We start from the raw sequence: 20,177 nt of genomic DNA, 5'->3' as shown, positions 1-20,177 counted from the left end.
CGTCCCTATTCCCTGCGCATTGCCAGCGCCCGGCGCAGATGACCGGGCAGGATGGTAAAGCCCTTGGCATAGCGCAGAAACAGCCGACGCGGATTTGACAGCATCCGCCACAGCCATTCCATCTTTACCTGACGCACCAGCTTTGGCGCGCGCCGTTGATACCCCGACAGAAAGTCGAGTCCCGCCCCGATCGAGGCAAACCCGACATTGCCCAGCGCATCGCGGGCGCGGATGGCGAAAAGCTCTTGCCGCGGCGCGCCAAGGGCCAGAAAGCACAGTCGCGCGCCAGTTTCGCGGATGCGGGCGATAATTTCGGTCGCTTCATCGCCCATCGGGTCAAAGGGAAAGCCCGGCGCATGGGTCAGCGCGACCCTCAGGCCGGGTACGGCGGATTGCATGGTCTCGGCGGCGCGGGCGAGTGATTCGATGCTGCTGCCGATCAGCGCCACCGGTTCCCCGGCCGCTGCGGCCTCGCGTGCCAGCGGCAGCACCAGATCCGAGCCGGGGGCAAGATCGACCGGCCGGCCCGCGATCCGGGACAGCCAGACGATCGGATTGCCATCGGCGCAGATCAGGTCATGGGCAGCGTAAGCGGTGCGAAAACGGCTATCTTCACCCAGTCTTTGCAGGTGATCGACATTAATCGTGGCGATGGCAAAACCCTGCCCGTCGCGCAGCCGCTGTCGCACGGCAGACAGCAGCGCCGAAGAATCCCGACAGTTGATGTGGACGGCATTGCCGTCGGGAAAGGTGAAATGCATGATAAGCCTCGGGTCCGGCCGGAGTTTCTGGCAGGATGAATTCGCGACGGTGGGATTACAACGTCCTCGCGTGTCGCAGGTCAAGCAGGCGGCCCTGCCGCAAGACTGGAGTCAGGGCCATGCCCTTGTTGGCCTTATTCGCATTGCTGTCCTGGCCGCTGGTGGTGGCAGTGCTGTTTCAGCGTATGGAGCGGCCGCGCGCCCTGATCTGGTCAATCTTTGCAGGCTACCTGCTGTTGCCCCAGCTGGTCGAAATCGACCTGCCAGCTTTTCCGGGGTTGAACAAGCACATGATTCCGGCGCTGGCGGCTGCGGTCATGGTCTGGTTTGTGACCAGGGACCGCGCCCGGGATGAACCCGTCCCGCCGCCGATGGGACCATGGGTGGGGCTGCTTCTGGCGATGAACTTTGTTTCACCCATCATGACGGCGCTGACCAATCCCGATCCGCTGATCGACGGGATCAACTATCGCCCTGCCATGTCGATCAGCCAGGGCATCGCCGACCTGATTTTGCAGTTCATCCAGCTTTTGCCGTTCATGATGGGCTACAAGCTGTTGTGGGATGCCCGGGGGGCTGAACTGTGGCTGCGCTGCCTGGTGCTGGGGGTGCTGTGCTATACGCTGCCGATGCTGATCGAGTTGCGGCTGAGTCCCCAGATCAACGTCTGGGTCTATGGCTATTTCCAGCACGATTTCATCCAGACCATCCGCTATGGCGGCTATCGGCCGATTGTGTTTCTTGAACATCCCCTGTGGGTTGCGCTGATGACCATGACCGCGTTTTTGTCGGCCATTGCCATAGCGCGGAACAATCGGACGGCGCGCAATCTGCTGATCGCGGTCTATCTGGGCTGCGTTCTTGTGCTGTGTAAATCGGCTGGGGCGCTGATGCAGGCGCTGATGGCCGCGCCTCTGGTCGCGTTTGCCCGGCCGCGCATGATGGTGCTGGCCGCCGCCATGGTCGCCACCGTCGCCGTTTCCTATCCGACGTTGCGCACGACCTCATGGATGCCGCTGCAAGGCATCGTGAACCTTGCCATGTCGATATCGCCCGAGCGGGGGCGGTCGCTTGAATTCCGCCTGATGAACGAAGAGGCCCTTCTGGAACGCGCGATGGAGCGTCCGGTCTTTGGCTGGGGCGGTTGGGGGCGGCCGCTGTTCTATGACCCTTATAGCGGCAGGCTGTCCTCGATCCCGGACGGGCAATGGGTGATCTGGGTGGGTGCACGCGGGGTCTTTGGCTATCTGGCGCAGTTCCTGCTGCTGCTGACGCCGATCTTTGCCTTGCTCAGGGCTATGCCACGCGGGCGCTCGGCCCCGAAGCGCAGAGAGCTTGTGGTGCTGGGCACGCTTGCCCTGATGCTGGCGATGAACCTTCTGGACCTGATCCCGAACGCAACGCTGACGCCTTTGACATGGCTGACGGCGGGGGCGCTGCTTGGCAATGCCCGCAGGCTGAGGCAGGGGGTGCAGGGCCAGGACGAAACCATGGCCGAGACGCAAATTCTGCCTAAAAAGGCAGGCCTGCCCACGGTTTTATAGGTTGGTCGAAAGCGCCGGATTCGCTATCCCGGACAGGCGCGCCAACCGTTAATCCGGTTCTGCCCCACGGGGCATTCCACGAGTTCAAGAGGCACTGTACATGGCCTTTGACAAGATCGGCGTTGAGGATTCCGATGTTGCGGTCATCGGCATGGCCGCGCAATTGCCCGGTTCCAAGGGCGTAGCGGAATATTGGGACAACCTGTGCCGCGGGGTTGAGGCGATCCGTCGGCTGACCGAGGCCGAGCTTTTGGCGCGGGGTGAAACCCGCGTGCGGATGTCTGACCCGAACTACGTCCCCTCGGCCGCGATTCTTGAGCAGTTCGATGAATTCGACGCCGAGTTCTTTGGGTTGTCGCCCAAAGAGGCGGCGATCATGGACCCTCAGCACCGCAAGTTTCTGGAAACCTGCTGGCACGCGCTGGAAGACGCCGCCCATGTGCCCGAGCGTTTCGGCGGCAATATCGGCGTCTGGGCTGGCTGCGGACAGGGCAGTTATTATTTCTGGAACGTCTGTTCGAACCGCGATCTGGTTGATGGCGTCGGGCATTTCCTGTTGCGCCATACCGGGAACGACAAGGATTTTCTGTCCACCCGCGTCAGCCATGTCTTTGACCTCAGGGGGCCGTCAGTCAACGTTCAGACCGCCTGCTCGACCTCTCTGGTCGCGATCCACATGGCCTGCCAGTCGCTTTTGTCGGGTGAATCCGACATGGCGCTGGCCGGAGGTGTGACGATCGAGCTGCCCCATGGCCTGGGCTATCTTTACAAGGAAAACGAGATCCTGTCGCCCGACGGCCATTGCCATGCCTTTGACCATCGGGCGCAAGGCACGGTTTTCGGCAGCGGTGCGGCGGTGGTTGTGCTGCGCCGGCTTAAGGACGCGCTGGCCGATGGCGATCATATCTGGGCGGTCATCAAGGGCTCGGCGATCAACAACGATGGTGCGGCCAAGGCTGGCTATCTTGCCCCCGGCGTCGAGGGGCAGGCGCTGGCAGTGGCCGAGGCGCTGGTTATGTCCGGGCTGTCCTCGGACAGTATCGGCTATGTCGAATGCCATGGGACCGGCACGGCGCTGGGTGACCCGATCGAGGTTGCGGCGCTGAATCAGGCCTATGCGCGGGTTTCGGACGGGACGCGGCAGGGGCCATGCCGCATCGGCTCGGTCAAGACGAATATCGGGCATCTGGATACTGCGGCTGGCAGCGCCGGGCTGATCAAATCGGCACTGGCGGTACACCACGGCAAGATTCCACCCAGCCTTGGCTATGAGGCCCCGAACCCTGCTGTCGACTTTGCCGGCGGCCCGTTTGAGGTTAACGGCCGGCTCAGCGACTGGCCGGTGCCGGGTCCGCGCCGGGCGGGGGTGAACTCGCTGGGTGTCGGCGGCACAAACGCCCACGTCATCTTGCAAGAGCCGCCTCAGGCCGCGCCAGCCGGAGAATCCGACTGGCCGTTCCATGTCATCGCCGTGTCGGGGCGCAGCAAGGCCGCACTTGATGCCAACTCCGCTGCGCTGGCGGGTTGGCTGGGGACCAACCCCGGCGTGAACATGGCCGATCTGTCCTTTACCCTGACACAGGGGCGGCGTCAGTTCGAACGGCGCCGCGTGCTTGTTGCCGAAAACGCGGCTGATGCGGCGCGGCTGCTGACCGAGCCTGATCCGCTTTTGGTCTTTGATCACCAGCCGGTCAGCGACACGGCCGGGGCGGTGTTCATGCTGCCTGGCGGCGGTGCGCAATATGCGGGCATGGCGCGCGGGCTTTATGAGACAGAGCCCGTTTTCCGGGAATGGATGGATCGCGGCCTTGACCATATGGCGCAGGCGCATGGTGCTGATCTGCGTGCGCTGTGGCTGCCCGAGCCGGGACAAGAGGCCGGGGCAGACCGGCGTCTGCTGCAACCCTCGCTGCAATTGCCGCTGCTGATGATCTGCGAATATGCGCTGGCGCAATTGTGGATCAGCTGGGGGGTGCGCCCCACCGCCCTGATCGGGCATTCCATGGGCGAGAATACCGCCGCCTGTATCGCGGGGGTGATGAGCTTTGAGGACTGCATCGGCCTTGTGCGTCTGCGCGGGCTGCTGATGGATCGGGTTCCGGCTGGCGGTATGCTGTCGGTGCCACTGCCCCCCGAAGAGTTCGCGGCTGAACTTGCCGAGCTGGAGCTTGACCTTGCGGCGGTGAACGGGCCGGGGCTGTCGGTCGTTTCGGGGCCGGATGCCGCGCTGGACCGCTTTGCCGGGCGTATGGCGACGCGCGAGGTGGAATGCCAGCGCATTGCCATCTCGATCGCCGCGCATTCGCGCCTGCTTGAGCCGGTGCTGGAGGAGTTCCGCGCCTATCTCGCCGCGATCACGCTGAAACCGCCGCAGATCCCGGTGATCTCGAACCGTTCGGGGCAGCCCCTGACCACGGATGAGGCGACCAGCCCCGATTACTGGGTTGCGCATTTGCGCGGCACGGTGCGCTTTGCTGACGGGGTTTCCCATCTTGCGCAGATGCCGGGGCGGGTATTTATCGAGGTCGGGCCGGGCCGGGCGATGCAGGCCATGGCTAAGGCCCATCCGGCGGTTACTGCCAATCAGGTCATTTCGACCCTGCGTCACCGCGACCACGACACTGGCGATGACAGCTATTTCATGGGCGCGCTGGCGCGGTTCTGGGCCTGTGGCGGACAGATCGACTGGGATCAGATCTGGGGTGGGCTGCGCCGTCAGCGCCTGTCGCTGCCCGGTTATGCGTTTCAGCGCAAACGTTATTTTATCGAACGCGCCACCCATGTGGCGACCGGTGCCGCAGAGGAACTGGCCCGCATTGACGAGCCCGCCGACTGGGGCTGGCGTCCGGCGTGGAAACTTGCCGCGCCCGCAATCGAGATCGGGTCACAAGGGCCGGTCGCGCAGGGCGGGCTAAGCTGGCTTATCTTTGCTGATGAGCTTGGCCTTGCCAGCCGGGTGATCGAGGGGCTGCGGGCGCGCGGCCAACGTGTCGCCGTGGTCGAGATCGGGGATACTTTCGCCGACAAGGGCGAGGGGCGCTTTGCCCTGCCGGTAGAATCCGACCGGGAAGGGTATGAGATGCTGCTGGCCGCGCTTGTAGCGCAGGGTATGGCTCCGGATCGTATCCTGCATCTGTGGTCGGTGACGCAGGGGGCACGGTTTCGTCCCGGTTCCAGCCTGCTTAACAGTCAGCTTGAGCGTGGTTTCTTTGGCCTGCTGCATCTGGCGCAGGCGATTGGGGCCGAACTGCCCGAGGCGCGGCTGGATCTGATCGCGGTCTGCAACGATGCGCTGCGCGTGGCTGATGAACCCGCGTCGGTGCCTGAAAAGGCGACGGCTGCGGGCCCGATCCGGGTTCTGCCGCATGAGATGCCGAATGTCTCGGCCCGGCTTGTGGATATCCGACTGCCTGCAAAAGGCGGGATCGAGGCCTTGGCCGACAATCTGTTGGAAGAGGCGCTGGCCCCCTCGGGTGCTGCGGTCGCCGCATGGCGTGACGGGCGCCGGTTTGAACAGAGCCTTGAGAAGGTGGCGCTTGGTGATGACGGCATGGCCGCCATCCCGCAGGGTGCGACCTGCCTGATCACTGGTGGCTTTGGCGGTATCGGGCAGACCATTGCGCGCGAACTTGCCGGGCGCGGTGGGGCGAAACTGGCGCTGATCACGCGCGGGCTGGTGGATTCGCCCGCCGTCATGGCCTCGCTGCGTCAGCTTGAGGCGATGGGGGCCAAGGTTCTGGCCATCCGTGCTGATGTGACCAGCCCTGAGGATATGGCCCGCGCTGTAGCAGAAACCCGGGCGCGCTTTGGCGGCCTTGATGTTGTCCTGCACGCGGCGGGGGTGATCCGGGACAGCCTGATCGCCGCCAAGACCGATGATGAGGCATGGGACGTTCTTGCACCCAAGCTGCTTGGCACCCGCGCGCTGATCGAGGCGCTGGCCGGGAACCCGGCGGGGCTGACGGTGCTGTTCTCGTCGACCTCATCGGTGATCGCGCCGGCGGGACAGGCGGATTACGTCGCCGCCAACGAATATCTGAACGCAGTGGCGCGCAGTGCTCCGGCGGCGCTGGGACGCGTGGTTGCAGTCAACTGGGGCGTCTGGGCTGATGCCGGCATGGCGGCGCGGGCAATGGGGCTGGACACTGCGTCTGCGGTGGTGGTGCCGCAGGATCGGCCGCTGCTTGATGAAAGCCTGCCCATGCCCGGCGGGCGAGAGTTCCGCACCGCCCTAAAGATGCAGGATTGGATTATCGGCGGGCACAAGACGGCCTCGGGTCAGGCGCTGATGCCCGGGACCGGCTGGATTGAGCTGGTGGCCGAGGCGGCGCTGGAATGCGGTCTTGGTCTGCCTCTGGTCATCCGCGACCTGGAATTCCGCCGTCCTGTGCTGGTCGGCGATACCGCGCTTGTCAGCACCCGCGTCCTGCCCGAAGGCGATGCCATGCGCATCGAAATCCTTGAAGATCCGCAGGGAGAGCCGAACGTTTCTGCCCTTGTCTCTGGTCTGCATGAGGCTGCACCCGACGCGCTGACGATCTTGGGGCCGTGGGATCAGGACGGGCAGGGCGCTGCACTGCGCTCGGCTCAGGAAGGGCAGATGGATTTTGGGCCGCGCTGGAAGGTGCTGCGCCGTTTCCGCATCGACAGTGACGAAGGCGTGGCCGAACTGGCGCTTGCGCCCGAGTTCGAGGCGGATCTGGCGCAGGGCTGGCTGGTTCACCCGGCGTTGCTGGATATTGCGACCGGCTGGGCGATGGGGCTGATCCGGGACTGGACGCCAGAACATTTGTGGGTGCCGATGGGCTATCGCTCGATCCGGCTTTATGCGCCTCTGCCTGCGCAGGTGGTCAGCCGCATCCGCAATGCGGGCGAGAACACCGATGCACAGGGCATGGCGCAGTTTGACATTACGCTGGCCGCGCCGGACGGTACCGTCTGCGCCGAGATCCGGGGCTTTGCCCTGCGCAGGCTGGCGGCGGCGATTTCTGCCGCGCCACAGACCCGGGTGCAGCCCACGCGCAGCCTGTCCCCGGCCGAGCGTCGCCTGCAGCACAATATCAGTCAGGGCATTCCTGCCGCGATCGGGCCTGCCATGCTTTGCCGCGCCATCTCGACCGGGTTGGCGCAGGTCTATGTCTCATCTCTGGATCTGCCGGCGCTGATCGCCGAGGCTGGCAAGGTCGAGAAACCCGCCCCCGCCGAAGGAGGGTTCGAGCGCCCCGACCTCGACAGTGATTTTGTCGAGCCCGCCCCCGGCATTCAGGCCGAGCTTGCGGTGATCTGGTCCGAACTTTTGGGCATTGCCCGCATCGGTGCTGCCGACAGCTTTTTTGATCTGGGCGGTCACTCGCTGATTGCGGTGCGGATGTTTGGTCAGCTGCGCAAGAAATTTGGCGTGGACCTGCCGATCTCGACCCTGTTCGAGGCCCCGACGATCACCGATCTTGCTGCGCTTGTCGAAAAGCAGACCGGCCCGCGCGAGCTGGTCCCGCCCGACAATGTGCATGAGCTGCCGGTTGCGGCGCGGCCCCGGTTCCGTTTCCTCGTCGATATGGGCGGGCGGGGGCAGGGAACGCCCTTCTTCATGGTGGCCGGTATGTTCGGCAATATCATGAACCTGCGCCAGCTTGCCCAGCGTCTGGGGCCGGATCGCCGCTTTTACGGCATTCAGGCGCGTGGCCTGCTGGGCGATGACAAGCCGCATGAGGATTTCACCGAAGCGGCCCGCGACTATATCGAAGAGCTGCGTCAGGTGCAGCCCGGGGGGCCCTATTTGCTGGGCGGCTTTTCGGGCGGCGGGCTGATCGCCTATGAGATGGCGCGGCAGCTGCACGCGGCGGGCGAAGAGGTGGCGATGCTTGTCATGCTGGATACGCCCCTGCCGCTGCGCGAGCCGGTCAGCCGCAAGGATCGCCTGATGATCCGTCTGGGTGAGTTGCGCGAAGGCGGGCCGGGCTTTGTCTGGAAATGGCTGCGGGACCGCGTCGCCTATGAATTCCGCCGCCACAGCAAGGCCAAGGCCGCGCAGGCCGAAATCTCGGGCGAGGTTGCAACCGGCGTGTTCCACGATCTGGCGATCGAAGCGGCCTTCCTTGCCGCGCTGCCCAAGCTGCAACTGTCGGTCTGGGACGGGCCGGTGACGCTGTTCCGCCCGCCGCCGGACCAGCGGTGGAAGGTGACGGGCGGGCGCTGGGTCAACTCGGGCCGTGACTATGTCATTGCTGACAACGGCTGGACGCCGTGGATGTCAGAACTGCAGGTGATCGAAGTGCTGGGCGACCACGACTCGATGGTGCTTGAGCCGAACGTGCGTCGCCTTGCCTCGGTTCTGCGCGATATCCTGCGCGGGGCGGAAAGCCGCGCCGGGGCTTTGGCCGGGGTCAGGGCGGCAGAGTGATCCCATGACCCGGCCTGCACATATGCCCAGCGTTCATGTCATCGTGCTGAACTGGCGCACGCCAGAGATGTCTTTGCAGGCCGCCGAGGCCGCATTGCGTGAAATGCAGGGCATCGACGGCGGGCTGACCATCGTGGACAACGACTCGGGCGATGGCAGTTATGAGGCGATACAGACCGGGGTGCTTGTCCGTGGCTGGTCCCCAGACCGGGTTGAGGTGGTGCAGTCGGGCTGGAATGGCGGATTTGGCGCGGGGAACAATTACGGCATCCGTCAGGGGCTGCCGGATGGCCGACGCGCTGACCTGATCTATCTGCTGAACTCGGACGCGATCCCGCAGCCGGGGTCTATCCGGGCGCTGGTCGATTATCTGGGCACCCATCCCCGGGCCGGGATTGCCTGTTCGCGCCTGCGCGGCGTTGATGACGTGCCCCATAGTACTGCCTTTCGCTTTCCCAGCGCGGCAAGCGAATTTGAAGCGATGAGCCGGACCGGGCCGATCACCCGGCTTTTCAGGCGCAAGGTGGTGTCTTTGCCGCAGCCTGAACGCTCTTGCCCCGTGGATTGGTCGGCAGGCGCTTCGATGATGATCCGCATGGACGTGCTGGATCAGATCGGCCTCTTTGATGAAGGATTTTTTCTTTATTACGAGGAAACCGACCTCTGCCACCGTGCCGCCCGTGCCGGCTGGCAGACCCATTATGTGGTCGAAAGTCTGGTGCTGCACATCGGTTCGGTAAGCACCGGCATGAAGCAATGGAGGCGTGCGCCGGATTACTGGTACGATTCACGGCGGCGCTATTTTGAAAAACATCATGGGCGGCTGGGCGCGCTTTGGGCCACGGTCGCGCATCTGGGCGGCGCGGGAATATTTCGCCTGCGCTGTCTTTTGTCGGGGCGCAGGGCGGATATGCCGCCGGGCCATCTGGCCTGTCTGACGCGCCACGCGCTTCGTTTTCAGCCAAAGCCCGTTCATGTTGAAAAGGGTAAGCCATGACGCAATTTTCCGCGATTCTGGTGGGTAATGAATCCCTGTTGCGCCACGCGGCCGAGATGCTGCTGGCGCGCGGGCATCGCATCAATGCGGTGGTGACGCGCAACCCCGGCCTGCGCGACTGGGCGCAGGGTGCGGGGCTGGCGGTTGAGGATCAGGATGCGCCGATGCCGGCTGACGCACCCCAGGCCGACTGGTTGTTCAGTGTGGCCAACCTTTCGATCCTGCGGCCCGGGATGCTGGCGCGCGGTCGCCAAGGTGCGATCAACTTTCACGATGGGCCGCTGCCCAAACTCGCGGGGCTGAATGCTCCGGTCTGGGCGATCATCGGTGGCGAGGCGCAGCATGGCGTCACCTGGCACATGATCGAAGGCGGCGTGGATGAGGGCGACATCCTGACCCAGCGCCTGTTCGGGATCCGTCCCGACGATACGGCCCTGACCCTGAACGCGCGCTGCTTTGCCCGTGGGGCCGAAAGCTTTGCCGAAGTGGTCGACCAGCTGGAGACGGGCACCATTCAGCGCATCCGGCAGGACCTGTCGCTGCGCAGCTATGTCGGCCGCGACAAGCGTCCTGAGGCGGCCGCGGTTCTGGATTTCTCGCAACCGACGGCGCAGATCGGGGCGCTGGTGCGCGGTCTGGATCACGGCGGTTACTGGAACCCGCTGGTCATGCCCAAGATCGTGCTTGGCGATCAGGTGCTGCTGGTCACGGGATCAGAAGGGGTCGAGCCCACCCGTGCCGCGCCGGGGACAGTGCTGGCGGCGGATGGGGATCTGGCGCTGATCGCGGCGGCGGATGGGGCGGTGCGGCTGCGCCTTGCCTCTGACGCGCCTGCGGTGGGTACGGTGATCGCGCCGATAGCTGAAGATGAGCGTGCGCGCCTGACCGACCTGGCTGCGCAGGCTGCGAAACATGACGGATACTGGCGGGCGCGGCTTGCGCGGATGAATCCGGGGGTGCTGGCCGGCGAAGCCTCGGGCAAGAGCCGGCGGCTTGCCCTGATGCCTGGTGCTGCGCCTGAACGTATCGCTTTGGCCGCGGCGCTGTTGGCGCGGCTGGCCGGGCAGGCCGAGCTTGACCTTGCGCTGCGCCCCTCGGGCCAGCCCGAGGCAGCAGGGATCGTTGCTGATTGGCAGCCCCTTTTGGTCAATGCCTCGGGGGGGCAGACGCTTGCCGAACTGGGGCAGGCGCTGGCCGATGAGATCACCTTGCAGGCCAAGCGCGGCGTCTTCATGGCCGATCTTTTGTACCGCGCGCCTGAACTGCGCGGCATGGCGGTGCCGGATCTGGCAATCAGCCTTGATATGCAGGGGCCGGTCCGGGGCGCGGCGCTGACCGTGACCCTGACCGAAAGCGGCGCCTGGCTGGATCACGACCCCGGTCGGGTCACCCCCGCGCAGGCGCAACGGCTGGCGCGCGCGCTTGATGCGGTGCTGGCCTTGCCCGCTGCGACGCTGCTGCGCGATATTCCCCTGATGGACGACGCCGAGCGCCAAGAGCTTTTGGTTGCGCGCAATGCCACTCGGGTCGATGTGCCGCTGGTCTGCATTCACGAAATGATCTCGGCAATGGCGGCCGGCGACCCGGATGCTGTCGCGCTGGCGTTTGAGGATCGCACGTTGACGCGCGGCCAGCTTGACCGTGCTGCCAATGCGCTGGCGGCAAGGCTGGTCCAGATGGGCGTCGGGGCAGATCAGCCGGTGGGGCTGTTTGCCCGCCGCTCGCCCGAGCTGGTGATCGGTGCGCTGGCGATCTGGAAGGCGGGCGGGGCCTATGTGCCGCTGGACCCCGATTATCCTGCCGACCGGATCGAACTTTACATCGAGGATTCGGGCGCGGCTGTCGTGCTGGTTCAGGACGGTCTTGCCGACCGGCTGCCCAGGCACAGCGCGCAGGTGGTGACTATTCCGACCGGTCTGCCCCATGGGCTGGTCGCGCCGCCCGCCAGCGCCGTCGGCCCTGAAAATCTGGCCTATCTGATCTATACCTCGGGTTCGACCGGTCGGCCCAAGGGCGTGATGGTTGAACATCGCAATGTCGCGAACTTCTTTGCCGGGATGGATGAGGTCATTCCCCATCAGCCAGGCGACGCATGGCTGGCGGTGACCAGCCTGTCCTTTGACATCTCGGTGCTTGAGGTTTTCTGGTCGCTGGCGCGTGGTCTCAGACTGGTTATCGCCAGCGAGGAATCGCGGCTGGCAGTCTCTGCGACCCCGGCAAAGCCGCGCCACGAGGTTCGGGGTGGCATGCAGTTCAGCCTGTTCTACTGGGGCAATGATGACGGGCCGGGGCCAAGGAAATACCAATTGTTGCTGGAGGGCGCGCGCTTTGCCGATCAGAACGGCTTTGTCGCTTTGTGGACGCCCGAGCGTCATTTCCATGCCTTTGGCGGGCCATATCCGAATCCGTCGGTTTCTGGTGCGGCGGTCGCTGCGGTGACCAGGAATATCTCGGTCCGCGCCGGTAGCTGCGTTCTGCCCCTGCATCACCCCGCCCGGGTGGCCGAGGAATGGGCGGTAATCGACAACCTGACCTCGGGTCGGGCGGGTCTTGCCATCGCTTCGGGCTGGCAGCCGGACGATTTTGTCCTGCGCCCCGAAAACGCGCCGCCAAACAACAAGGCCGCGCTTGCGCAGGGCGTGGATCAGTTGCGCCGCCTGTGGCGCGGCGAGGCGGTCGAGTTTCCGCGCAAGGACGGCAGCATGTTCGGTGTCGTGACCCAGCCCCGTCCGGTGCAAAAGGAACTGCCGTTGTGGATGACGGTGGCCGGAAACCCCGATACCTGGGTCGAGGCCGGGCGTCTGGGCATGAATGTCCTGACCCATCTGCTGGGCCAAGGCATTGATACCGTGGCAAGCCGCATCAAGGATTATCACGCCGCGCTGCGGTCTGTGGGGCATGACCCGGCGAATTTCACCGTCACGCTGATGCTGCACACCTGTCTGGCCGAGGACCGCGAGACGGCGCGCGAAATTGCCCGCGAGCCGATGAAGAGCTACCTGCGCAGTGCCGCGGCTCTTGTCAAACAATACGCCTGGGATTTCCCGGCCTTCCGCCGTCCGGCGGGCATGACGAACCCGATGGCGATCGACCTTGGTTCGCTGCCCGAAGAGGAACTGGACGGCATCCTGGAATTCGCGTTTCTGCGCTATTTCGAGGATTCCGGGCTGTTCGGTTCGATCAAGGACGGGGTTGCGCGGGTCGAGCAGCTTAAATCCATCGGCGTGGGTGAGATCGCCTGCCTGATCGACTATGGCATTGCGCCCGAACAGGTGGTGGCGGGCTTTCCGCTGCTGGCCCGGCTGCGGGCCGAGGTGAACCCACATGGCGACCAGCCCGAGGATGGTGATTTCTCGATTGCCGCTCAGATCCGGCGCTGGAAGGTCACCCATCTGCAATGCACGCCCAGCATGGCGCGCATCCTCGTTTCGGACCCTCAGGTCGCGGCAGCCATGTCGGGACTGAAATGCGTGATGGTCGGGGGCGAGGCGTTGCCGCCCTCGCTGCTTGCTGAGATCAAGGCGGCGACACGGGCGCGGGTCCTGAACATGTATGGCCCGACCGAGACGACGATCTGGTCAACCGTCGCCGATCTGACCGACACGGCCGAGGTGACACTGGGCCGGCCTATCGCGAATACCCGGCTTTATGTGCTGGATGGCGATGGTACGCCCGTGCCCCCCGGTGCGCAGGGCGAGCTGTGGATTGGGGGTCATGGCGTCGCGCGCGGCTATTGGCAGCGTGAGGATCTGACCACGGCGGCCTTCCGTCCCGATCCTTTCGTCCCGGCGGATGGTGCCCCGCCTTGGGGTGTGCGCATGTATCGCACGGGAGATCTGGTGCGCTGGGGCGAGGATGGTGGCCTTGATTACATCGGCCGGGCCGATCATCAGGTCAAGCTGCGCGGTTTCCGCATCGAACTGGGCGAGATTGAGGCCCAGCTTGCCGCCCAGCCCGGTGTGTGCGAGGCGGTGGCGCTGGTGCGTGAGGATGTGCCCGGCGACAAGCGGCTGGTGGCCTATGTCACCGGCGCCGCCAATCTGTGCGAAAAGCGGCTGCGCGAAGCTCTGCAGGCGCATTTGCCCGTCCATATGGTGCCTGGTCGGATTGTGCGGCTTGAAAAGATGCCGTTGACTCCGAACCGCAAGATTGACCGGAAGCACCTGCCGGTCCCGGGGGCCGTGACTTCTGCCCCGATCGGGACTGCTGCCGGGGTCGCGACGCAGACGGCCATCGAGGCCGTCCCCGCCGCCGCGGCTATGGCCGCGAACACCGCCCCGACCGAGGATCTGTCGAAGGAGGTGCAGGCGATCTGGTGCGAGGTGCTGGGGGTCGAACAGGTTGGCCCGCGCGACAGTTTCTTTGCGCTTGGCGGCCATTCGTTGCTGGCGATCCAGCTGCACCGGACCTTGCGTGACCGGCTGGCGCTGCCGCGGCTGGGGGTGACGGATATCTTCCGTTTCCCGGTCATGGGGGATTTCCTGCGCCATGTCGCAAATTTGGTTCCGGCCAATGACGCAGCCCCCGCGGCGGCTGCCGCGCCGCCGGTTGTCACCGCCCAGACGCCGGCACCGGCTGCGCCCGTGGCGGCGCCTGCCGCTACGCCATCCGTCGCGGGGGATGACATCATGGCCCGGCGGCGGGCCTTGCGGGCACAATTGCGCGGCGCGCGGTGAGCGCTGCCGCTGCCCTTGAGGCGCTGGCGCGCCGCTTGCTGCCCGTCGGTTATGGCTGCGCAGTGCTGCCCCTTAGTGCGCAGCCCGCGCCGCTGTTGCCCGAGGAGAGGGTGGCCATCGTCCGGGCCGTTCCCAAGCGGCAGCGCGAATTCGCCTTAGGTCGCACCGTCCTGCGCATGGCGATTGGTGAGGCTGGGCATGATTTGCCGCCAACGCGCCCCATTGCAATGCGGCCCGACCGCCAGCCCGACCTGCCCGGAGGCATTCACGCCAGCCTGTCGCATGGCGGCGATTACTGCATAGCCATTGCCGCACCCCCCGGAGGGGCAAGCGTCGGGATCGATATCGAGCCCTGCGACCGTGACCAGCCTGCCGGGCTGACCGAGGCGATCATGCCGTTTCGCCTGCACACTTCTGCGGCGCCTCTTTTGGCCTTTTGTGCCAAAGAGGCGATGTTCAAGGCGCAGTATCCGCTGACCCGCCGTATGCTGGATTTCCGCGAGGTACCGGCTGTGATCGGCCCTGCGCGCTTTCGCGCCTGCATGGGGGATCGGCTGATCGGCGGGCGCTGGGGGCGGGTCGATGGATACTGGCTGGCCGTCAGTCTGTGGCGCGGCTGATTAGCTCTGCCAGCCTTTGCGCAGATTCCTGGATGTCGTGACGCCTGATGACGCGGGCGCGGGCGGCCATGCCCATGCTGTGAAGTGTCCGGGGATCGGCTTCGGCCGCGTCCAGCATGACGCGGGCAAGGGCCTCGGGGTCTCCGGCGGGGACGAGCCAGCCTTCATGTCCGGGGCGCACCAGTTCGGGGATCCCGGCGATATAGGTGGCGATGATCGGCCGGGCGCAGGCCATCGCCTCCATGATGACGACCGGCAAACCTTCGGCAAAGCTGGGGGTGACAAGCACATGGGCGGCGTCAAGTGCAGCGCGTACGCCCGCCTCGTCCTGCCAGCCTAGCAGCCGGACGGCCGCGCCCATGCCTTCGGCGGCGATCAGCGCCTCGATCTGGGGGCGCAGCTCTCCGTCCCCGACCAGTGACAGGCGCAGCGCGGGGTTTTGACGCCACGCCGAGGCAAAGGCGCGGATCAGCAGGCCAAAGCCCTTTTGCTCGGCAAAGCGGCCGATGGCGACCATGTGAAACGGGCCTTGCGGCAAGGGCGCGGGGTCAGCCCAACGGGTAAGGTCAAGGCCGCAATGTACCACATGGACCTTGTCCCAGTCCCCGGGCGCTGCCCAGCGGCAAAGCTGTGAGCGGCCATAGCTGCTGACGGCGACACAGAACTCGGCAAGCGCAAGCTTGCCGCCCAGATCAAGCGCCTGGACATTGTCGAACTCTTCCGGCCCGTGGACCGTGAAGCTAAAGCGCGGTCCGCCAAGCAGCCGCGCGTAGGCTGCGACCCGGGCCGGGTTGGTCCCGAAATGCGCATGGATATGGGTCAACCCCAGCGCGCGGGCGCGGGCGGCAATACGGGCGCCTTCGGCCAGATAGACGATTTGTCGCGCCAGGCTGGATTCCCCGGCCCGCGCCCGCCGCCATGCCAGCCGCAAAGCCGAGGTAAGCTGGCGCGGCTGAGCGCGGCCTTGCCGGAACAGATCGCCAAGAAGCTGGCGGCCCCCGGCCTCAAGTACGCGTTCGGTCCGGGCATATTCGGCCAGATCGGCGGGATCGGTCAGCGCACCCTTATCCCCGCGCATGGCAAAGCGGTGGATGTGAAAACCCAAAGCCCCGAGCGCGGCGATTTCGCGTCGGATGAAGCTGTGCGAAGGGCGGGGATAGGTGTTCACCAGATAGCCGATTCGCAAGGCGGCGGCTCCCTCTCGGAAATGTGTGGGCTCAGCCAGCGGCATTTTGACAACACCTTGAGCGAGTCCGTGGCTGGTTTGGTTTAACGACGCGGGGTAATATCCTAAGGGCAACCGGCTCTCAAAACTTTGTCTGGCGCTTTGCCGTTTCTTTGGCACTATGGATGTCAGAGATCCTGGTGTTGAAGGAGAACGACCCTGACTGGCATTCTGACCATTAGTATCGCCGTGGCGCTGGTAGGCGCGGTGATCGGGTTCGTAGCCTTTGATCTGCCAGTCTGGGCGGCGCTACTTGTTTATGTGGTCAGCGGAACGGCTGCGATGCTGTTCATTGCCTGGCGGCGCTTTAGATGCGCCGAGCGCCACGAAGTGGTCGAGCGCAGCACAACGGCTCAGTAGCCGGTACAGCGCAGGACCACCCCAACCGTCCGGGCGATGATCGAAATATCGCCCTTAAGGCTTAGTTCAGCGGCATAACGCGCATCGAACGTGGCCCGGGCCGCGAAGGTGCTGTTGTTACGATCCGAGATCTGCCACAGCCCGGTGACGCCCGGCCGCAGATGGTAATAATCCGCTCCGGGATAAAGCTGTGCCTGCTCCAGCATCATCGGCCGGGGGCCCACGATGCTCATGTCGCCGCGCAGCACATTCCACAGCTGCGGCAGCTCATCAAGCGAGGTCTTGCGCAGGAAATGCCCAAAACGGGTGATGCGCGGATCGTTCTTCAGCTTTTGCGTCAGTTCCCATTCGGCCTTGGCCTCGGGATTGGTTGCCAGATGCTCGGCCAGCCGTGCCTCGGCGTTCTCGACCATGGTGCGCAGCTTCCACAAACGAAAGCTGCGGCCTGACCGTCCGACACGCGGCTGCGTATAGAACGGCTTTTCCCCCTGCCACAGGATAATCGTGGCAAGGATAATCACCACCGGCAGAACAATCGGTGCCGCCATCAGGACGGCGATAATATCCAGCGGGCGCTTAAGGAAACGGGTGTAAAAGGATCGAACGCCGATGGGTTCACTGGAGACCCCGTCAGAGGGTGGTTGCAGCACCGATCCTATAGCTTCGATATCGAAATCAGTGGTGTGCCGCATTTGGAAACTACCTCAATCAGTACCGGCGCAGTATAGCCCGGATGTGTAATAAAACTAGAATGAATTGGCGTGCTGACTAAAAGTATAGGTTTGTTTAAAATCAATAAGTTATATAGCAAATACAGGGACTTTATATGCCTGTCTGATGGTCGGAATCAAGGATGGTTATGCCCGGCCGTCAGCGTTCCGGTTGATTTTCGGATAATGTGGCAACTGTCGGTTGAGCGGCATGGATTATGTAATTCGGTGATGCCATGATAGGGAATTAATAACCACAATCGACAGTTGTTAATATGTCTGGGATTATGCAATTTTTAATTGAAAGCGTCACTGCTGTCTATATTGGGCATAGCCTTGTCAGCCCTACAGTTCCCGGCATGATGCAGAGTTTGCTGCAAGAGCCGGTCGAAATGCAGATCATCAACGGCGCCCCACTAGAGGTGCAGTGGAATGATGCGCATCATGCCCAAGGGGTGAACGGGCGTGAGTGGCTACCGGAACATCCCGTCGATGCGCTGGTCCTGACCGAGCGTGTGCCTTTGGATCCGGCGATGGAATATCATGACACGCTGGGCTATGCGGCGCGTTGGGTTGCTTTGGCGCGTCAGTCGAACCCGGCGGTGCGACCCTATCTTTACCAGACCTGGGACTATATCGAGGCGGGGCCGACCGGACCCTGGCGCGATCGTATCCTTGCGGATCTGCCCAAGTGGCAGGCTATTGTTGATCACGTGAACATGGACCTGCCACAAGGGGCTGAACCGATGCGCCTGATCCCGGTTGGTCTGGGCATGGTGCGTCTGCATGACGCGGCCAGTGCGGGCGAGGTCCCGGGCGCGACTTCGATCCGCGACTTTTTCCGCGACGACATCCACCCGACCGAGGCGGGGGGTTTTTACTATATCGCGATGATACATTACGCGGCCCTGACCGGCAAAAGCCCGGTTGGCCTTACGAACCAGATCCCCGGGGGCGGGGGTCCCTATCCCCGTGTTCCCAAAGAACAGGCCGAGGTTCTGCAACAGCTGGCATGGCAGACGGTACAGGAATTAGCGGGGCACTAACGTCCCCGCGCCCATTCCTGGCTGTTGCGGCCCAGCCGGACGGCCAGGGCCACCGTGGAATAGGCAGCAAAGCCCAGCAGATCGCGGGACGCAAGACCGACCAGCTGGGCCTTGCTGGGGCGAACATGGCCCTGCCGGGGCGGCAGTTCGGGGAACAGGCGCGCGATCTCGGCCACGCCCTGATCCTGCCGGCGGCGTACGCGTACCAGCCGCGAAAACCCCTCGACCAGCGGCCATTCATAGGGCTCATCGACAAGAAACCGCTCGGTTTCTTCGAATTGCAGCCGCGCGAACGTGTCGTCCGAGATGATGCGCGGAAACGCACCCCAGCGCGCGCGCCCCGCCTGATTGACCGCAAACAGCCCTGCTCCGGTAACGCCCTGCGCGACAAAGGGCAGCTTTTGCCAGAACCGCGCATAGGCACGAGAGACCCAGCTATGCGCCGGGGCGACGACCAGCCGCCCGCCCGCATAGCGCGGCTCTGCCACGTCCAGAATGCGGACAATACCCGAAAGCAGCCTTGGCCCCATGCGGATATCGGCGTCCAGATACAGCCGGATCCCCGGCCCGGCGCAGGCGTCCCCATGATTCAGGGCACCGATCTTGCCGCCCTCGGCCAGTTCCTCGACACGCAGCCGCCAGCCGCGCTCTGCAAAGACGGGGGCGCAGGCGCGTGCGCGGCCGGCAGTATCGTCATGGCAGCCGTTAGCGATCACGATCAGCTCGACCGGCCCCTGATGGTCCTGAGCCAGCACATGGCCGAGGCAGGCGCCTATGTAATCCGCCTCGTCATGGGCGGGCAGGATGATGGTGCAGGGTGTCATTCAGGGACTGCCAGGTTCTGGGCCGAATCGCCTGGGGTGCAGGGGGTGGGCCGAACGGGCGCACCATTCTGCCTGGGGTGGCGTTGCGCAACGGGGCAGTGCACCAGAAAGGGGCGGGAAATACCGCGTATCATCGTGCTCCGGCATGTTTTCAGTTGTCGCGTTAATGACCTGGACGTTACCATGCCGGTGCCGGGAGAGTCATCGGCAGGCCGCCGTCGCCCAGGACGGCACTGTTTCATCAGAGGCAAAGGGGCCACAGGTTTGACGCCTGCGACAGGGAATCAACCGGACAAGATGCCGGCTGGACAAACTGCACCCAATGCGGCGTGGGGTCAGGTCTCCAGCAAGTTCATCCGCCGTGAGGCGGCGCTGGCCGCATCGGATGCGAAACACGCCAGGATCATTGCGCAACGGTTTGCGCTGTTGCGCACCCGTATCCTGCGCGAGATGCGCAGCCGCGGCTGGCGCAAGCTGGCGGTGGTGCCGGTGACGCCGGGGGCGGGCGGGACCTTCGTCGCGGTCAATCTGGCACTGGCTCTGGCGCGTCAGCCCCATACGCGGGTCGCGCTGATCGACTTTGACCTTGGCCGGCCCGGCGTTGCGGGCCAGTTGGGCATTCCTGGCTGTACCGCCGTTTCTGCCGCGCTGCGTGAGGGGGGCGATCTGGGCAGGTTGGTTTCGCGTGTAAACGAGGCGCCGAACCTTTCGGTGCTGGCCCCCGAAAGGGCTGAGCCGAACGCGGCCGAGCTTTTGCAGGACGAGGCGCTGGCACAGGCCATGACCCGCCTGCACGACAATCGCCCGGTCGAAATTTCGATCATCGACACGGCGGCGCTTTTGGATCAAGACGCGGCGCTTGCTGCCCTGCCTTTGACCGATGCGCTGCTGCTTGTCGCGGACGGGCGGCGCGGCACCGCCGCCGACATGGAGGAATGCGAGCGGCTGCTAGCAGGCATGCCGCCTGTTATGGGCGTGGTCCTGAATAAATCGGAAGATTAATGTTCGTTATTT

Annotated in this window: 12 protein-coding genes; 8 read left to right on the top strand and 4 right to left on the bottom strand. The window is 64.6% G+C overall.

Annotation, left to right across the window (positions count from 1 at the left end):
- Positions 1-5 precede the first annotated feature (5 nt).
- Positions 6-761 carry a WecB/TagA/CpsF family glycosyltransferase gene (locus tag M511_RS11680; protein WP_010395576.1) on the bottom strand — a complete coding sequence of 252 codons (756 nt, stop codon included), beginning with the start codon at positions 759-761 and terminating at the stop codon, positions 6-8.
- Between the two features lie 119 nt (positions 762-880).
- Between M511_RS11680 and M511_RS11675 the strand changes: the two genes are divergently transcribed.
- From M511_RS11675 to M511_RS11655, 5 genes are all read left to right on the top strand, one after another.
- On the top strand, positions 881-2,305 hold the full coding sequence (locus tag M511_RS11675; protein ID WP_010395574.1) for a hypothetical protein: 1,425 nt from the start codon (positions 881-883) through the stop codon (positions 2,303-2,305).
- A gap of 100 nt (positions 2,306-2,405) precedes the next feature.
- A complete protein-coding gene (locus M511_RS11670) occupies positions 2,406-8,705 on the top strand; it encodes a type I polyketide synthase (protein ID WP_085502278.1) in 6,300 nt (2,099 codons plus the stop codon).
- Positions 8,706-8,709: 4 nt separating this feature from the next.
- Positions 8,710-9,702, top strand: coding sequence for a glycosyltransferase family 2 protein (locus M511_RS11665; protein ID WP_085502277.1), 993 nt, complete (start codon positions 8,710-8,712; stop codon positions 9,700-9,702).
- Positions 9,699-14,378: a MupA/Atu3671 family FMN-dependent luciferase-like monooxygenase gene (locus M511_RS11660; protein WP_085502276.1), complete on the top strand. Its 4,680-nt coding sequence runs from the start codon at positions 9,699-9,701 to the stop codon at positions 14,376-14,378. The genes M511_RS11665 and M511_RS11660 overlap by 4 nt, the downstream gene beginning before the upstream one ends.
- On the top strand, positions 14,375-14,998 hold the full coding sequence (locus tag M511_RS11655; protein ID WP_085502275.1) for a 4'-phosphopantetheinyl transferase family protein: 624 nt from the start codon (positions 14,375-14,377) through the stop codon (positions 14,996-14,998). Before M511_RS11660 ends, M511_RS11655 begins: the two co-directional genes overlap by 4 nt.
- Here M511_RS11655 and M511_RS11650 read toward each other — a convergent pair.
- On the bottom strand, positions 14,979-16,184 hold the full coding sequence (locus M511_RS11650) for a glycosyltransferase (RefSeq protein WP_176224547.1): 1,206 nt from the start codon (positions 16,182-16,184) through the stop codon (positions 14,979-14,981). The two genes, M511_RS11655 and M511_RS11650, sit on opposite strands and share 20 nt — an antisense overlap.
- Positions 16,185-16,430: 246 nt before the next feature.
- Between M511_RS11650 and M511_RS11645 the strand changes: the two genes are divergently transcribed.
- Positions 16,431-16,583: a hypothetical protein gene (locus tag M511_RS11645; RefSeq protein ID WP_240547612.1), complete on the top strand. Its 153-nt coding sequence runs from the start codon at positions 16,431-16,433 to the stop codon at positions 16,581-16,583.
- Here M511_RS11645 and M511_RS11640 read toward each other — a convergent pair.
- Positions 16,577-17,275: a sugar transferase gene (locus tag M511_RS11640; protein ID WP_010395562.1), complete on the bottom strand. Its 699-nt coding sequence runs from the start codon at positions 17,273-17,275 to the stop codon at positions 16,577-16,579. The two genes, M511_RS11645 and M511_RS11640, sit on opposite strands and share 7 nt — an antisense overlap.
- Before the next feature lie 377 nt (positions 17,276-17,652).
- Between M511_RS11640 and M511_RS11635 the strand changes: the two genes are divergently transcribed.
- Entirely contained in the window at positions 17,653-18,339 is a 687-nt protein-coding gene (locus tag M511_RS11635; RefSeq protein WP_240547611.1) for a hypothetical protein, read from the top strand.
- Here the strand turns inward: M511_RS11635 and M511_RS11630 are convergent.
- Positions 18,336-19,163: a glycosyltransferase family 2 protein gene (locus M511_RS11630; RefSeq protein WP_085502272.1), complete on the bottom strand. Its 828-nt coding sequence runs from the start codon at positions 19,161-19,163 to the stop codon at positions 18,336-18,338. The two genes, M511_RS11635 and M511_RS11630, sit on opposite strands and share 4 nt — an antisense overlap.
- A 297-nt stretch (positions 19,164-19,460) precedes the next feature.
- Here M511_RS11630 and M511_RS11625 point away from each other — a divergent pair, with 297 nt between their 5' ends.
- Positions 19,461-20,165: a CpsD/CapB family tyrosine-protein kinase gene (locus M511_RS11625; protein WP_085502271.1), complete on the top strand. Its 705-nt coding sequence runs from the start codon at positions 19,461-19,463 to the stop codon at positions 20,163-20,165.
- The last annotated feature ends 12 nt before the right edge of the window (positions 20,166-20,177 follow it).

It is taken from the genome of Paracoccus sp. J56 (genome assembly GCF_019633685.1).
In the GTDB taxonomy this organism is placed as follows: domain Bacteria; phylum Pseudomonadota; class Alphaproteobacteria; order Rhodobacterales; family Rhodobacteraceae; genus Paracoccus; species Paracoccus kondratievae.
The sequence above is the reverse complement of the archived record's forward strand: the minus strand, read 5'-3'. Positions and strand labels throughout refer to the sequence as shown.

Bases quoted from the DNA above. Each gene is read 5' to 3' on its own strand.
- M511_RS11680 (WP_010395576.1), bottom strand. From the start codon at position 761: ATGCATTTCACCTTTCCCGACGGCAATGCCGTCCACATCAACTGTCGG.
- M511_RS11675 (WP_010395574.1), top strand. From the start codon at position 881: ATGCCCTTGTTGGCCTTATTCGCATTGCTGTCCTGGCCGCTGGTGGTG.
- M511_RS11670 (WP_085502278.1), top strand. From the start codon at position 2,406: ATGGCCTTTGACAAGATCGGCGTTGAGGATTCCGATGTTGCGGTCATC.
- M511_RS11665 (WP_085502277.1), top strand. From the start codon at position 8,710: ATGACCCGGCCTGCACATATGCCCAGCGTTCATGTCATCGTGCTGAAC.
- M511_RS11660 (WP_085502276.1), top strand. From the start codon at position 9,699: ATGACGCAATTTTCCGCGATTCTGGTGGGTAATGAATCCCTGTTGCGC.
- M511_RS11640 (WP_010395562.1), bottom strand. From the start codon at position 17,275: ATGCGGCACACCACTGATTTCGATATCGAAGCTATAGGATCGGTGCTG.
- M511_RS11635 (WP_240547611.1), top strand. From the start codon at position 17,653: ATGATGCAGAGTTTGCTGCAAGAGCCGGTCGAAATGCAGATCATCAAC.
- M511_RS11630 (WP_085502272.1), bottom strand. From the start codon at position 19,163: ATGACACCCTGCACCATCATCCTGCCCGCCCATGACGAGGCGGATTAC.
- M511_RS11625 (WP_085502271.1), top strand. From the start codon at position 19,461: ATGCCGGCTGGACAAACTGCACCCAATGCGGCGTGGGGTCAGGTCTCC.